This is a genomic window from Fulvivirga ulvae (assembly GCF_021389975.1).
GTDB classification, from domain to species: domain Bacteria; phylum Bacteroidota; class Bacteroidia; order Cytophagales; family Cyclobacteriaceae; genus Fulvivirga; species Fulvivirga ulvae.
In genome coordinates this window covers 6,157,069-6,171,668 of record NZ_CP089981.1, presented here as the reverse complement: position 1 = coordinate 6,171,668, position 14,600 = coordinate 6,157,069, and the positions used below count along the sequence as shown (strand labels likewise).

Here is a 14,600-nt window from a genome sequence, read left to right as displayed (position 1 = left end):
ATGGATTCACTAAGACAACTGACCACTAAGGAAAAAGCGCTTCAAATTAACCTGAGCAGGCATATTTACGGGTCATTTGCTGAGATAGGAGCGGGGCAGGATGTCGCCGCTAATTTTTTTAAGGCGGGAGGGGCTTCAGGCACTATAGCCAAGACTATGTCTGCTTATGATATGAGCTTTAGTGATGCTATTTATGGTATGTGTGAGCGGTATGTCTGTGAACCCAGGCTAATGAAAATGCTTGAGCATGAGTATGATCTTCTTATAGAACGATTACCTCACAGAGCACCAAACACTCAGTTTTTTGCTTTTGCCAATACAGTGGAGGCTTTAAACTACGAACGTACCAATCAGCCACACGGTTGGATTGGCCTGCGTTTTCAGTGTACTCCGGGGTCGGCTTATAATGAGTGTATAATTCATGTCAAGATGCATGATAATGATGCGGTGCTACAGCAGCAGGCACTGGGTATAATAGGTGTTAATCTCATTTTTGGCTGTTTTTTCATTCAAGACCCTGAGGAATTGTTGGATTCACTCATCGATGGGCTCACTCCGGGGAGAATTGAAATTGACATGTTCAGGATCTACGGGCCTGATTTTAAACATGTGGATAACAGGCTGATGAGTCTAAAACTCGTAAAAAGTGGTATGACCAGTGCTGCTATGTTTGGCCCGGATGGCAATGTTATGCAGCCGTCTGAAGCTCTTTATAAAAAGAATGTTTTGGTACTTCGTGGGCGCTTCAGACCGGTAACACACGTTAATGTGGATATGCTGCTGACTGCCAGGAGGCACTTTAAGAACGAAACCGATGTAGACAAAAGTAAAATTGTAGTACTTACCGAGCTTACCCTTCATGACTTGCGAACTGAAGGAGAGATAGATGAAAAGGATTTTTTAAACAGGGTGGATATTATTTGTTCGCTGGGGCAAAATGTTATGATCTCCAACTATCCTGAGTATTATAAATTGGTAGATTACCTCTCAGGAATCACCAGGGGAAGGAAAATCGGTATTATTCTCGGTATTTATAACCTGCAACGTGTCTTTGAAGAGAAGTATTATACTAACCTCCGGGGTGGTGTGCTGGAAGCCTTTGGTACGCTGTTTGGCAATAATGTAACGTTATATGTCTATCCTTCTCACAAAATAGGAGGGGAAGGGCTTTACACTCTTGATAATTTTGAGCTGCCGGCAAATTTGCACGGTTTATATCAGTATTTGATTGATAACAATAAGCTGGTTAATATAAAAGGTGCCAACGTTGATAACCTGCATATTATTTCTGATAACGTGCTGGCTATGATCAAATCAGGTAAAGAGGGGTGGGAGAAGATGGTACCGAGAAAGGTAGTAAGCGCCATTAAAGACAGGTGCCTGTTCGACTATCCTTGTGAAACAGGAATTGAAGCGGACGTTGAAGATAAAGTTGAAGAGCTTAAAAAGAAAAAGGCAGGTTAAAAGAAGGAGCTACTTTTACTGGCCGCATCTTCCATCATTTCTTCTGCGCGCTGCTGTCCCAGGTATTTATCTATAAAGTGATGGGCAATATAGAGGGTAGGGGTCATGATAATGGCAATACCAAATTTGTAGATGTAATTGATAATGCCCACTGACATAACCTGTGAAAATGACCACTTGGCATCTGCCGGTGCAAGTAAATAAAAAGCAATCAGGAGCACAACAAAGCTATCAATCAGCTGTGAAACCAAAGTGGAGCCGGTCGCACGAAGCCAGAGCATTTTACTTCCTGTGATTATCCTAAGTTTGTGAAATACGAAAACGTCTAGCAGCTGGCCAATCAGAAAGGCTACCAGCGAACCGACAATGATTCTTGCTCCTTGTATAAAGACTTTGTCAAAGGCATAATTCATATTGAAGGCATTGCCGGCTTCGTCCTTACTATTGATCTCCAGCCAGAAATCTGCCGGTGTCAGCCAGCTCACAGCAGCAATAATCAGAAAAGCATACGATATAAAAATCACGGTGAGGTAGCTGATCTTTTTTACACCTTCTTTACCAAAGTATTCATTGATAATATCTGTCGTAACAAATACTACAGGCCATAATACCACACCAGCCGTCAGGTTAAAATCTAATGTCCAGCCTCCGAAAAGGTTGATTTGAGCAGGATTAAACCCAAATGTGCTTTCGAGTGAGAATATTTTGATACCTACCAGCTCGGCTAATATGGCATTGGTTAGAAATATGCCACTGAGAATTATGAATAGATTAGTCTTTTTATCAATAATATGCTTCATAAATCCGGTATGTCAATAGCTTCTCCTTCGGTGGCAAGTTGAGTATTTTCGAAAACGGCCCTGGCTTCTGTCAGAAAAGGTGTAAGGTCGTTATATCTTGCGGAGTAATGTCCAATAAGCAGTTGCCCGACATTTGCCTTTTTTGCAATTTCGGCGGCCTGGGTTGTTGTTGAGTGAAAAGTCTGGGTAGCCCACATCTCTTTAGCATTTAGAAATGTGGCCTCATGGTATAATAAATCGACTCCTGCAATATTCGGGATAATCGACTCTTCATATTTGGTGTCGGAGCAATAAGCATATGACCTTGACTTTCTTGGAGGTAGTGTAAGGTCTGCATTCCTGTAAATCAGGTTTCCCTCGTCGTCATAAATATCTTCCCCCTTTTTTAGCAATGCAATATGGGCCAGGGAGATTTTTTGAGGTAGTTTTTCCTTATTGAGCCTCATAGGTTTTGGTTTTTCCTTGAAAAGGAATCCGCAGCAGGGGACCCTGTGAAAAAGTGGAAAACTACTTACCTCAACTGAGTTGTCTTCAAAGAGTAGCTCCGGTTGGTGAGGGACAAGTTCTTTAAACCGAATATTGTAATTAAGTACAGTATCTGAATATTTGAGCTGTGTAGTTATAATGTCTCGTAAACCCTTCTGACCATATATGTAAAGATCACTCTTTCTTCTGAGCAGATGCATGGTGAAGATCAGCCCCATTAAACCGAGGTAATGGTCTCCGTGGAGATGGCTGATAAATATATGGCTTATTCTCAGGGTTTTGCACTTATACCTGGAGAGTTGCATTTGTGTAGCCTCACCGCAGTCTATTAGAAAATAGTGGTTCTGCACATTAAGCAATTGGGCTGAATGGTGCCTGCCATAAGCAGGCATTGCCGAATTTGATCCAAGTATTTTTAATTGAAATGACAAGTTTTTCTACCCTACTCAATTCTCATCCTCGCCCTGTTTCAGATCATTCTCCAGCTCATTCATGAATACAGCATCTATGGCCTCTTCTACAGTAGGGAGAATATTTAACACACTGTCTAATTGAGATATTTTTATCAGTTTCATAGTATGCTCTGAAAGTCCTGAAAGAACGAAAATACCGCCATTCTCCTGGATAACCCTATTTCCTACGAGCAAAGCGCTCAACCCGGAAGAGTCCGTATACTTAACACCGGAAAGATCCAGAATAATGTTCTTGGCGCCTTCAGCATGAATAGTTATCAGCTCTGATTTCAGATTGGGGGCAATATTGGAATCCAACTTCTCTTCATGAAGTTTTAAAAGACAATATTTCTCTTGTTTATCTATAGTGTATTTCATTTTTATTTGTTTTAAGGCGGCTGATATTCACCCGCAGACTAATTGATTGCTTCTATAATGCTGTTTTCAATCCTATCGTTCACCCGGGCGTAGTCTTGCTTCTGAAAAGGCTCGCCGGTAAATTTCTCGAAGAGTTCAAGATACCTATCAGAAATTGAATTTACAACCTCGTCGGTCATTTCAGGTATCTTTTGACCATCCTTCCCCTGAAAACCCTGTGATATTAACCATTGTCTAACGAATTCTTTGGAAAGTTGTTTCTGAGCCTCACCGTTTTTCTGTCGCTCTTCATATCCCTCAGCGTAAAAATATCTTGATGAGTCCGGTGTATGAATTTCATCGATAAGGTATATGGTATCATTGAGCTTTCCGAACTCATACTTGGTATCTACAAGGATCAACCCTCTCTCTTTTGCCATTTCACTACCTTTTTGGAAAAGCTTCCTTGTATAATCTTCCAGTTGTTCGTATTCTTTTTCTGACACCAGTCCTTTGGTTATTATATCTTCCCTCGAAATATCTTCGTCATGTCCTTCATGTGCTTTGGTCGTAGGGGTAATAATAGGTTCAGGAAGTTTGTCATTTTCTTTTAACCCCTCGGGTAACCTTACACCGCAGACTGACCTTTTCCCATCCCGGTACTCTCTCCACGCATGGCCTGCAAGGTATCCTCTTATCACCATTTCTACAGGAAATGTTTCGCAGGTTATACCTATGGCTACATTCGGGTCAGGTGTGTGGGCCAGCCAGTTGGGGCAGATGTTTTTTGTTGCTTCGAGGTTTTTAGTTGCTATCTGGTTCAACACCTGTCCCTTGAAAGGGATGGGTCGCGGCAGAATTACATCAAAGGCTGAAATCCTGTCAGTAGCAACCATAGCCATTTTATTGCCAAAATAATAGATATCACGGACTTTGCCCCGATAAAAGTTAGTCTGGCCTTTAAAATTAAAATTTGTTTCTTTCAGTGCGTTCATAGGATGCCAGCAAATTTAGGTATGTACGCAGATATTAAAAACACTATTTGATTTATTTACGCTCTCATATAGAGAAATGTAATCAACTTGTTTGTCTGGTGGGTGCACTGCTGATTCTCAGAGGTTTTACAGGCATCATCACCCCTTATGGCAGATACTTTTAATTTGCATCAAAAGGGGCGGTTTTAGTATCAACCAGCTGATTATTTTTATATATCTCCACTTTCATGAGTTTACCTTCTTCATTGTATGTTTGCCATTCATTTACCTTTCTGTTGGTCACAAACTCCCCTTCTTCTTTAAGCTGCCCGTTTTCATAATAGCTCCGGTATATGCCATGCATCTTATTGGCATGATAGGGCGTTTCCGATGCAAGGGTGCCATCAGGATAATAAGTTTTTCCTGTTTCGTACCTCATTCCAAATTTGAACAGTTGCTCGGATGCTTTATTGCCGTTTTCATGGTAAGTTGTTCTTAAGCCGTTCAGTCTGTTCTGGTCATATTGCTCGGTTACTTTTATTTTTCCGTTGCTGTGGAAGTGTTTCCATTCTCCATGAGGTTTGCCATTAAGATAATTTTCCTCGCTTATCAGCTGGCCGAGGGTGTCATATTTCAAAATTTTTTCTTCTGTCTGGTCTTTGCTCAGCTCGGTCATGATTTTAGGCTTGCCATTAGCATAGTATGCATAGCCTGTGCCTACTTTTTTGCCAGCATTATAGGTGTAGCGGTGTTCTACATTTCCATTGGCATAGTAGCCGATATTTTCGCCGTGGAGCTGTCCCTTCATGTACATTCCTTTGAGCAACAGGTGCCCTTGCCTGTCATAGGTTTTGAATGTCCCGGTTTTCTCTCCTTCGGCCATTTGTGACTCGGTTTCCAGCTGACCATTGGGGAAGTAGGTCTTATAATATCCATTCAGGATACCTTTGAGATAATTCCCCTCCGTCATTAGGGTGCCATCCTCATAATAGGTCTGGGTCATACCTGTTTGAAAGCCGTCTTTATAAGTAATTTTACGTTTTATTTTTCCGCCCGGGAAATACTCGAGAAGTATACCCTCAGGTTTGCCATTGACGAAATATCCCCGACTTCTGAGGCTTCCATTATTGTAGTTGGTATGCAGGCTATCGGCCAATTCATTGTTGCTGAAGTAACCCATCTGGATTAGCTGACCAGTTTCGGAATAGACTTTTACAGGGCCGTCTTTTTTACCGTTTATATAGGAAACAACCCGTTGTAGTTGGCCGCCCGGGTAGTACTCTTTAAATATGCCGTCTTTATACCCGTTTTTAAAAGAGCCTTCTACTGCTATGCCGGAATTGGGGTGATACTTAAGGTATTTACCTTCAATTACATCGGAACCATGCTTGCTTACATAATAAACCTCCATAAGAATTTCCTCTTCCTGATCATAATAGGTTCTTACTTCCTCCTGGGCATGGGTTAAAACCGGGAAAAGAATCAGAAGAATAAAATGTACATACCTTTTCATACTACAAAAGTAATGATTATTACAATACCTGCCAGAGTCATACAAATCCGGTTAATTTTGGTAGGAGACAATTATTTTACCAGATCAGTTCCTGAGGTATATAATTAAAAAGCCTTACGCTTTTAACGTAAGGCTTATCTTAAAATTATATTGGCTTCAACTTAGAGTTTTTCTATTACTATGGCAGAGGCCCCTCCACCTCCGTTGCAAATACCTGCAACTCCTATTGTGCCGTCATTTTGATGCAATACACTGTTTAGGGTAGTAATGATCCGTGCACCTGAACAGCCCAGAGGATGACCGAGGGCAACTGCGCCACCATTGACGTTAACTTTTGCAGGATCAAGCTCCAGCTTGGTGTTGTTTGCTATTGCCACCGCCGAAAACGCTTCATTGATTTCATAGAAGTCAACATCGGCTTTTTCAATTCCGGCAGCCTTCATTGCTTTTGGAATAGCCAGGGAAGGTGCCGTTGTGAACCACATCGGATCCTGAGCGGCATCGGCAAATCCTTTAATTTTTGCAATGGGTTTTACTCCTAATTGCTTAACTTTTTCTTCACTCATTAATATGATGGCAGAAGCACCATCGTTAATTGTGGAAGCGTTGGCAGCAGTTACAGTACCGTCTTTAGAAAATACAGGTCTTAGCGAGGTGATTTTGTCAAATCTGACATTCTTGTATTCCTCATCTTCATTTACTACCAGGGGATCGCCTTTTCTTTGGGGTACATCTACAGCAACAATTTCTTCAGCGAATTTGCCTGCCTCCCAGGCAGCAGCGGATCTTTTATATGAGTTGATGGCATATTCGTCCTGAGCTTCTCTGGAGATGTTCATCTCTTTAGCTGTATTATCGGCACAATTTCCCATGGCAAACTGGTTGTAAGCTTCCCAAAGTCCATCATGCATCAGGCCATCAATCAACTGTCCATGCCCATACTTATAACCAAATCTGGCATTTGGTAAGTAGTATGGAGTATTTGACATGCTTTCCATACCACCAGTCATTACCACATCATTTTGTCCCAACATGATCGATTGCGCTCCGAGCATAACAGCCTTCATGCCTGAAGAACACACTTTATTTACGGTAGTACAGGGTACATTATAGCCGATGCCTGCGCCAACAGCGGCTTGTCTCGCCGGTGCCTGGCCAAGTCCTGCTGATACTACGTTACCAAAATATACTTCGTTAATTTCTTTAGCATCTACACCAGCCTTTGATAAGGCACCTTTAATGGCAGCTGAGCCTAGCTGTACGGCAGTGAGGCTGGAAAGACTACCTCCAAAGCTTCCTATGGGAGTTCTTACGGCCGAAACGATATACACATCTTTCATAAATATAATCTTAGGGGTTTTTATGATTTAAAAAGAAAAGCCTAACTTTCGTTAGGCCAACAAAAATAACCAAATAGGGGCTAGTTTAAAAGGGCTCTCCTGTATAATATTCTACCAGTCCGGTTTATCAGATTCCTTGGGTTTGGTAGCCTTTCTTTTGTTTTGCTGGTAGTATTGAATCTCCTTGTTTTTGAGGGCTTCCAATATCATTTTCGCCTTTTCTTCTGAGATTTTCATTTCTTCAAGTTTATCGGCAGCAGAGCTCATCTGATCTTGTTTGTCCTTGTTTTCTTCTTCAGACTCTTTGCCATCTTCAGGCTTCTGTTTTTGTTCTTCTTTAGGTTTTCCGTCTTCTTTCTTCTCTCCATCTTTCTTGTCCTGCTGCTCTTGTTCCTCTTTTTCGTCACCTTTGCCCTCTTTTTCTTCGTCCTTCTGTTGCTCCTGATCTTTTTTCTCCTGATCTCCCTGCTTTTGCTGATCCTGCTTCTGTTGATCTTTCTTTTGGTCCTGCTTCTGCTGATCTTTCTCATCTTTATTCTGCTGGTCCTTATTCTGTTCCTCCTGCTCTTTCAACACCTTTTTCAAAAGCTCGTAATTATACCGGGCTTCTTCATTAGCCGGGTCAGCCTTTATAGCTTCCTTGAAATGTTCCAGGGCTTCTTTAAATTTTTTGGAGCGGTTTGCTATTACTCCAAGCTGTTGTTGGGCGACCGAACGAACTAGATTGTCCTTACTGTCCACTACAGCCTGATAGTTATTGACAGCATTGGTGGTATCTTTGAGTTTATAGTATGCATTGGCCATGTTAAGTATAATGTTGTCATCCTCAACCTGCATGGAATCAACCAGATAAAGGTAATTATCCAGCGCCCTTTGGTAGTCACCGTTGTTGTAGGCCGTTTTAGCCTCTTTTTTTAACTTATTGACTTTTGCTATCTTATCAAGATCGGTCCACGAACTGAAAGTAACAAGGAGTATGGCAAACAAATACTTCATATCTTGATTGTTTTGACACTGGTAAGAAGATCAGTGATCAGCAGTAGCAGAGCGATACCTAAAAAGTAGTAATACCTGTTGGCCGAAACGTCGATCTGCCGGGAATCCCTCAGCTCACCTTCAATATTGTTTATTGTATTGATCAATCGCGAAACGTCATTATTAGTTTCATTGATCTCAAAATACTTGCCGCCTGTTTCTGAGGCCAGCTTTTTTAATGTTCTGCTATCGAGTTTGGTTACTACATCATTGCCTTCTTTGTCCTTTTTATAAACACCACCTACCCGGATTTTGCTTCCACGCTCTGTACCGACACCCAGGGTAAATAGTTTAATGCCCTGATCCTCTATTTCCCGGGCTACTTCTTCCGTTTCTTCTCCAAAATCTTCTCCGTCGCTGATCAGTATAATGGCTTTTGATTTTTGCTGTGTAATGGGCGATTCTTCATTGTTTAATTTTTCCAGAGCCAGTTCAAGGGGAGGAGTAAAGTCGGTACCCATGTTGGGAACCAGCTTTGTATTCAAAGTTTCAATGAATAGGTTAAGTGCATTTTGGTCAAAAGTTAGCGGAGCCTGCATGAAAGCTTCGGAAGAAAAGATGATAATTCCGATGCGATCTGAGCTGAATGCTTCAACAATGTTTTTTAATTCAAACTTGACTTTTTCCAGCCGGGTGGGTTGCACATCATTGGCATTCATGGATTGTGAGAGGTCTACCAAAACAAAAATGTCTTTCCCCACTGATTTTACTTCCCTTTTAGATTCCCCAAATGAAGGTCCCAATAGGGCTATGATAAATAATGCGAAATAGATGGACCTGATACTTAACTTTATAAATACAGAGCTGTAGGGAGTACTCAGTTTTTTTGCGATGCTGATCACTCGCAGCAGGTATAACAAATAAAAAATAATAAAAAGCGTGATGAATGTAATTTCCAATCCACTTAGGGAATAGAGCCAGCTCATATTTAAAAAGTTAGTTTTTAAAAACTATATGGGACAAATATATAAAAGCAGCCTTTGGGCTCAAATACCATTGGTCACAAAACAAAATTTTGATGGTAAAAACACTGATTAAACGATGCTGGGAACGATTTAGTTTATTGTTTGAAATTTTATTAAAAAAAGTTTCTTGGGGAACTTGGTTAAATGGAAAGAGTTCATTTATATTTGCACTCTCTTTCGGAGACAGTGACGTTGGTAAGTGCTGAAAAAGATGGGTAATAGTTATTTTAGAAGCACAAAAAGAGTGTTTTTATAAACATCCGGAGAGGTGGGTGAGTGGCTGAAACCAGCAGTTTGCTAAACTGTCGTACTTGGAAACAGGTACCGGGGGTTCGAATCCCCCCCTCTCCGCTGGCTCGATTTGAGCACCTGATAACGATCAGGAAGAAAATTAAAGTTTTAATAGAGTTCGGGGCGTAGCGCAGTCCGGTTAGCGTACCTGGTTTGGGACCAGGGGGTCGCAGGTTCGAATCCTGCCGCCCCGACTTATTTTTTTAAGAATTTAGACTTCTGGATTACCAGATTTAGGTTCCGTAGCTCAACTGGATAGAGCAACTGCCTTCTAAGCAGTAGGTTCGGGGTTCGAGTCCCTGCGGGATCACGATGCGAGGCAAACTGTATCTTCAGTTTGTCTTTTTTTATGCCGTATTTTTAAAGTAATCGGCTAGCAGAAAATCAGTAAGCCGCGCTCATTGATATATTATACAGTTTGCCAACTGCTATTAACTACTTTCTGTCAAACACGGAGGCAAAAAGTTAATATCTGCCAGGATGCTCGGTCTAACCCCTAATAGTTTCTGTACCTAATCATCTGTAAGAAGAAAATCAATAACCAGTCTTTCAAAATCATCACTGTTTTCGACATTGGATAGGTGAACAACGGGAAGTATCACCAGCCGGGCCCCTGGAATGGATGCTGCAATCTCCTCACTGTGTTCAGGAAGTGTGACGCCGTCGTATGCTCCACCTATGACCAGTGTCGGGTTAGGTATCAACGTAATGGTTCTTCGCAGATCGGTATCCCGTACAGCAGCAAAGGAACCCGCCAGGCCCTGCGGTGAGGTGTCCAATACCATTTTCCTGAATTTGGAAACAGTACTGTCCCGTGCCTCAATCATTTTTTGAGGGAACCAGTTACCAATAAACATATCACCATAGGCGTGCATGGAGGCTCCTGCATTTAACGAGATGATATGCTCATTCCATTGAGCTTGGGGGCCGAGGTGGGAGGAGGTGTTGGCAAGCACCAGTCTGTTTATCCTATCGGGTGCATGGATGGCTAACCATTGACCAATAAAGCCTCCTAAGGATAAACCGCAGAAATGCGCGTGTTGTATATTCAAATGGTTCATTAGTTCAATGACATCCCATCCCATTCGGGCTATGGAATAATTTCCCGCAGGGGCATCAGAAGATCCATGACCACGAGTATCAAAACGAAGAATTCTGAAATGCTGAGTAAAGGCAGGTATTTGTCCCTCCCACATGCGAAAATTGGTAGCTATCGAGTTAGATAAAATAAGTACCGGTGCGTCTTCAGGGCCGTCGAGCTTAAAGGCTATCTGCTGCCCATCGCCAGTGGTAAAGTATTGTGCTTCTTTTGTAGTGAGTAAATCAGTTTGCTGCTTCATAGTAGTTAAATAGTTTTTAATTGTTAATAGACGATAACCTTCACCACTTGCTCCATTAATAGATAACAGCGCAAGTGTAAGAGCCAGTAAGTGCCGACCCGCAGGTGGATAAGTTGCTTTTTTCTGTTGCATATTGATCGTTTGTTGATTTGTATCGTAAGAGATACGAAGGTAGGGCGTGGGAAAAACCGTCGCCTGTAAAAAGTAAGGTATCTCTTGTAACCATTAAGGTTTATGAAAAAACAGCTTTATCAGCCCTTCGAACTACATATGTCAGACTTGGCTTACTGGAAACAGCATGCCCTGGTGTATCATTTTTTTGAAATTATACGAATTGAACAAGGAGAAGGTAATCGTGAAGTAAATGAAAACTTCTATGACTACTCGGAGGGAGATATATTTCTGTTTACGCCACTCGACTGCAGGGGCTTCCGGAGTGATAAGGAGACACGGATTTGCTCCATCAGGTTTTCTCATGTATTTCTAACCCAGTATAAAAGTGCCGGGGAGCGTGAAAGCGTAACCCGATGGCTGAAACAGTTAGAACAGATATTTTATCACCATAACCGCTTTCAGCCGCTGATAATAAAGGACGTCGCCGACCGTACGGCGATAATATCGCTTATAGATAACCTGACGGGAGAATATGATCGAAAAGAGGCCTATTATGAAGACAATCTCCGACATCTGATCACACTTATACTTAATATACTTATGAGGAGCGTGGTGAATGAGCAAAGGGGTGAGGGTTGTAATTTTAAAGAAGAACCTCTTATTAATAAACTCTTGCTGCACGTCAGGCAAAATATCCATGATAAGGAAAAGATCAAAACTGCATACCTGGCTGAGCGGTTTAGCTTGTCTAAAACGTATGTAGGGGAATACTTCAAAAAAATAACCGGTGAAAGTCTGCAAAGCTATATTACTTTGTATAAGATGAAACTGGTAGAGCAGCGACTGACGAGCAGCACTCTTTCGATCAGTGAAATTGCACACGAGCTTGATTTTAGTGACGGTAGCCATTTGAGCAGCCAGTTTAAAAAACATATGGGGGTGAGCCCGACGGCATACCGGAGTAAACATGTTAAGGCTGAGCAGGGATAGATAAAGGGTTAACTTAGTCGGAAATCAGTGGGCTTCGGTATATTTACTTTTAACCGTTTTTGCCTGTGATCAGAGATTCTGCAAAACCATTTGGCATGAACGTGCTCGCTATAACCAAACAGAAAGAATTATGTGTCGATATGGAATGACTTCATATAAGCCTCACTATGCTTGTTTTAATTGTTGCAAAGCTTTTAAAAGAAGATTATTGGCCGATATAGAAAGAGGTTCCCCTAAGTATCACGAGGCAACCATTGCCAAATGTCCGCAGTGTGGCGGGCTAATGGCTGACATGGGTTTGGACTTTAAATCTCCGAAACGGAACGAAACTAAAGCATGGCAGCATATGAGTAATTTATATACTGCCGGCATTACTTTTCACTCCTGCGGGTGCAGCGGTCCCGGGTATATTCCTAAAGATCATGAGGCATTGTTGGGGTACCTGGAGCAGGTTAAAAACAGGTACATTGACCACCGTCGTTTTTGGCAGCACCGGGTCGAGCCTGCCAATGATAGTGAAAAACAAAAGGATTGGGATGCGAATATGCTATACTTGTATACCATTCCTCAAAATTTAAAAGCAGGAACCGGGAAAAAAAGAAAGATTGATACTGATAAGGCGATTGATTACTGGGCTGGTAAGATTAAAGATGTTGAAAGGAAGATTGAAGAGTTGACTGAGAATTAAGGATAGACAAGGGGTTCAAACACCTAATCTTCTTATTTTAAGAAAAGCCTTATTTGGGATACTGACATTGATAGCATTGATTGGGAAAAGAAATACAAAGCAGTAATTAGAAGAGTTTTTGAACGGGGGAGTGAGGAAGAAAAGAAGGAGATCGTTCGTTTTTATGGTGAAGAAAAACTAAGGTCTACTGCAAGGTAAGATGAATTTCGTATTCAGTTGTTTTTTTGGTTAGTGCAAAAAGGTTTGAATTTTGTAGCTTTGCCGTGTGAATAGCAAACCTTCTATACAGGATTTCTACAATGCCGAATTACGCTGGATTCCGGAAAACCTGCAAAAAGGGATAGGAAATTTCAATGTCTTCAAGTTTAATGGGAGCCGGGACAAAAAACTTGGCCCGGTGCCATTTGTTAGAAAGGACTTTTACAAGATAAGTTTATTAACTGGAAACTGGCGGATATATTTTGGAGACAGAGTAATCGAAACAGGCGCACAGAGCATTCTCTTTTCTAACCCATTACTGTCTTATCAATGGGAACCTGTTGGAGAGTCGCCAAATGGCTATTGCTGCCTTTTTACGGCGTCTTTCTTTAGTAATTTCGGCAAATTATCAGAGTACCCTTTATTTCAGCCAAATATTATTCCTGTATTCGAATTATCCAATGATGAAGGCAGTTACATCAAAGCTCTTTTTGAACGCATGTTTGAAGAAATTAGCTCTGATTACATCTACAGATACGATGCTCTCAAAAACCTGACCTTTGATATAGTTCACACTGTGTTAAAAAAGAGATCAGCCAGAATTTCCAATTTTGGGTCGAACTCTGCACAGAGAATATCAGTCCAATTTCTGGAACTGCTTGAGCGTCAGTTTCCTATAGAAAACCTGCAGAGGAGACTGGAATTACGCTCAGCCTCAGATTATGCTGACAGACTGGCTATACATGTAAATCACCTCAATAAAGCGCTGAAAAAGACCACTAATAAAACAACTACGGTACTTATTGCTGAAAGAGTAATACAGGAGGCGAAGATTTTGTTGGAAAAAACCAATTGGAGTGTTTCTGATATTGCACAATCTCTCGGGTTCAATGAGGTCACCCATTTCAATAACTTTTTCAAAAAACATGAGAATACGAGTCCATCTAAGTTTAGAATGGATTGGATTTCGTAATTTCAGGATTGAATTTTGTTAACCCCAGGCCGGTCCTAACTATTAATTTTGAGCTTGTTTTTAATTATTAAAACAGTGCTTAGATATGAACGCAATTATATGGCCTGAGTCGTATTTACCAGGAACTACGGATAATTATTGCTCCAATGAAGTAATCATTCCAAACCTAAAAACAACAGAAGTTTGGCCGTTTTTAAACAATACCAACGCGTGGCCTCAGTATTATGAAAATGCTTCCGAGATCATTTTTTATGATAACACGGGGCCGGAACTTCGCATAGGAGCTAGATTTTGTTTTATAACATTTGGATTTTTGGTGGAATCAGAAGTGGTAGAGTATGTACCCCCGGTTGACGGGCATCCTGCACGAGTAGCATGGCACGGATGGGTAGAGGGAGATGATAACCAGCGGCTGGATGTACATCATGCATGGTTAATCGAAGATTTGCCAGGTAATAGAGTTAGAGTATTAACACAGGAAACTCAAATAGGCAAACCAGCAAAGGAACTGGCCTCGACCAAGCCAAACCCAATGATCAATGCGCATCAGGATTGGCTGGACGGGCTTGTAGCTGCTGCACAGGAAAAAACTAAAACCAAATAACGTCATCAAGCTTGTT

The 14,600-nt window shown here is 41.4% G+C and carries 14 protein-coding genes, 3 tRNA genes and 1 pseudogene; 9 read left to right on the top strand and 9 right to left on the bottom strand.

Going from position 1 to position 14,600, the window contains the following annotated elements; all coding sequences use genetic code 11:
- Nucleotides 1–1,464: a TonB-dependent receptor gene (locus tag LVD17_RS25890; protein ID WP_233762843.1), complete on the top strand. Its 1,464-nt coding sequence runs from the start codon at nt 1–3 to the stop codon at nt 1,462–1,464.
- Here the strand turns inward: LVD17_RS25890 and LVD17_RS25885 are convergent.
- The 8 genes from LVD17_RS25885 to LVD17_RS25850 form a co-directional block, all read right to left on the bottom strand.
- Complete coding sequence (locus LVD17_RS25885) at nt 1,461–2,264, bottom strand: queuosine precursor transporter (RefSeq protein WP_233762841.1); 804 nt, start codon at nt 2,262–2,264, stop codon at nt 1,461–1,463. The genes LVD17_RS25890 and LVD17_RS25885 overlap by 4 nt on opposite strands.
- Entirely contained in the window at nt 2,261–3,181 is a 921-nt protein-coding gene (locus tag LVD17_RS25880) for a ribonuclease Z (protein ID WP_233762837.1), read from the bottom strand. The genes LVD17_RS25885 and LVD17_RS25880 overlap by 4 nt, the downstream gene beginning before the upstream one ends.
- Nucleotides 3,182–3,196: 15 nt before the next feature.
- Nucleotides 3,197–3,580: an STAS domain-containing protein gene (locus LVD17_RS25875; protein ID WP_155169786.1), complete on the bottom strand. Its 384-nt coding sequence runs from the start codon at nt 3,578–3,580 to the stop codon at nt 3,197–3,199.
- 38 nt (nt 3,581–3,618) lie between these two features.
- Entirely contained in the window at nt 3,619–4,554 is a 936-nt protein-coding gene (locus LVD17_RS25870; protein ID WP_233762835.1) for a phosphoribosylaminoimidazolesuccinocarboxamide synthase, read from the bottom strand.
- Between the two features lie 160 nt (nt 4,555–4,714).
- Nucleotides 4,715–6,046, bottom strand: a complete 1,332-nt coding sequence (locus LVD17_RS25865) for a toxin-antitoxin system YwqK family antitoxin (RefSeq protein WP_233762833.1) — start codon at nt 6,044–6,046, stop codon at nt 4,715–4,717.
- Between the two features lie 161 nt (nt 6,047–6,207).
- Complete coding sequence (locus LVD17_RS25860; RefSeq protein WP_233762831.1) at nt 6,208–7,386, bottom strand: acetyl-CoA C-acyltransferase; 1,179 nt, start codon at nt 7,384–7,386, stop codon at nt 6,208–6,210.
- A gap of 111 nt (nt 7,387–7,497) precedes the next feature.
- Nucleotides 7,498–8,382 (bottom strand): tetratricopeptide repeat protein, encoded by an 885-nt coding sequence (locus LVD17_RS25855; protein ID WP_233762829.1) that lies wholly within the window; start codon nt 8,380–8,382, stop codon nt 7,498–7,500.
- Nucleotides 8,379–9,347: a vWA domain-containing protein gene (locus LVD17_RS25850; RefSeq protein ID WP_233762827.1), complete on the bottom strand. Its 969-nt coding sequence runs from the start codon at nt 9,345–9,347 to the stop codon at nt 8,379–8,381. Before LVD17_RS25850 ends, LVD17_RS25855 begins: the two co-directional genes overlap by 4 nt.
- Before the next feature lie 301 nt (nt 9,348–9,648).
- Between LVD17_RS25850 and LVD17_RS25845 the strand changes: the two genes are divergently transcribed.
- From LVD17_RS25845 to LVD17_RS25835, 3 genes are all read left to right on the top strand, one after another.
- Nucleotides 9,649–9,737, top strand: a tRNA-Ser gene (locus tag LVD17_RS25845).
- Nucleotides 9,738–9,796: 59 nt separating this feature from the next.
- Nucleotides 9,797–9,871 (top strand) — tRNA-Pro (locus tag LVD17_RS25840).
- Nucleotides 9,872–9,913: 42 nt separating this feature from the next.
- A tRNA-Arg gene (locus LVD17_RS25835) sits at nt 9,914–9,987 on the top strand.
- 202 nt (nt 9,988–10,189) lie between these two features.
- On the opposite strand, the gene LVD17_RS25830 is transcribed toward LVD17_RS25835, so the two are convergent.
- Complete coding sequence (locus LVD17_RS25830; RefSeq protein WP_233762824.1) at nt 10,190–11,149, bottom strand: alpha/beta fold hydrolase; 960 nt, start codon at nt 11,147–11,149, stop codon at nt 10,190–10,192.
- A 102-nt stretch (nt 11,150–11,251) separates the two neighbouring features.
- Between LVD17_RS25830 and LVD17_RS25825 the strand changes: the two genes are divergently transcribed.
- The 5 genes and pseudogenes from LVD17_RS25825 to LVD17_RS25810 all read left to right on the top strand — a co-directional run bounded on the left by LVD17_RS25825 (nt 11,252) and on the right by LVD17_RS25810 (nt 14,584).
- A complete protein-coding gene (locus LVD17_RS25825) occupies nt 11,252–12,121 on the top strand; it encodes a helix-turn-helix domain-containing protein (protein WP_233762822.1) in 870 nt (289 codons plus the stop codon).
- 208 nt (nt 12,122–12,329) lie between these two features.
- Nucleotides 12,330–12,809, top strand: coding sequence for a hypothetical protein (locus tag LVD17_RS25820; protein WP_233762820.1), 480 nt, complete (start codon nt 12,330–12,332; stop codon nt 12,807–12,809).
- A gap of 48 nt (nt 12,810–12,857) precedes the next feature.
- Nucleotides 12,858–13,007, top strand: a pseudogene (locus LVD17_RS28770) (DUF6922 domain-containing protein); the annotation flags it as partial.
- A 67-nt stretch (nt 13,008–13,074) separates the two neighbouring features.
- Complete coding sequence (locus LVD17_RS25815; protein WP_233762818.1) at nt 13,075–13,980, top strand: helix-turn-helix domain-containing protein; 906 nt, start codon at nt 13,075–13,077, stop codon at nt 13,978–13,980.
- 85 nt (nt 13,981–14,065) lie between these two features.
- Nucleotides 14,066–14,584 carry an SRPBCC family protein gene (locus LVD17_RS25810; RefSeq protein WP_233762816.1) on the top strand — a complete coding sequence of 173 codons (519 nt, stop codon included), beginning with the start codon at nt 14,066–14,068 and terminating at the stop codon, nt 14,582–14,584.
- The last annotated feature ends 16 nt before the right edge of the window (nt 14,585–14,600 follow it).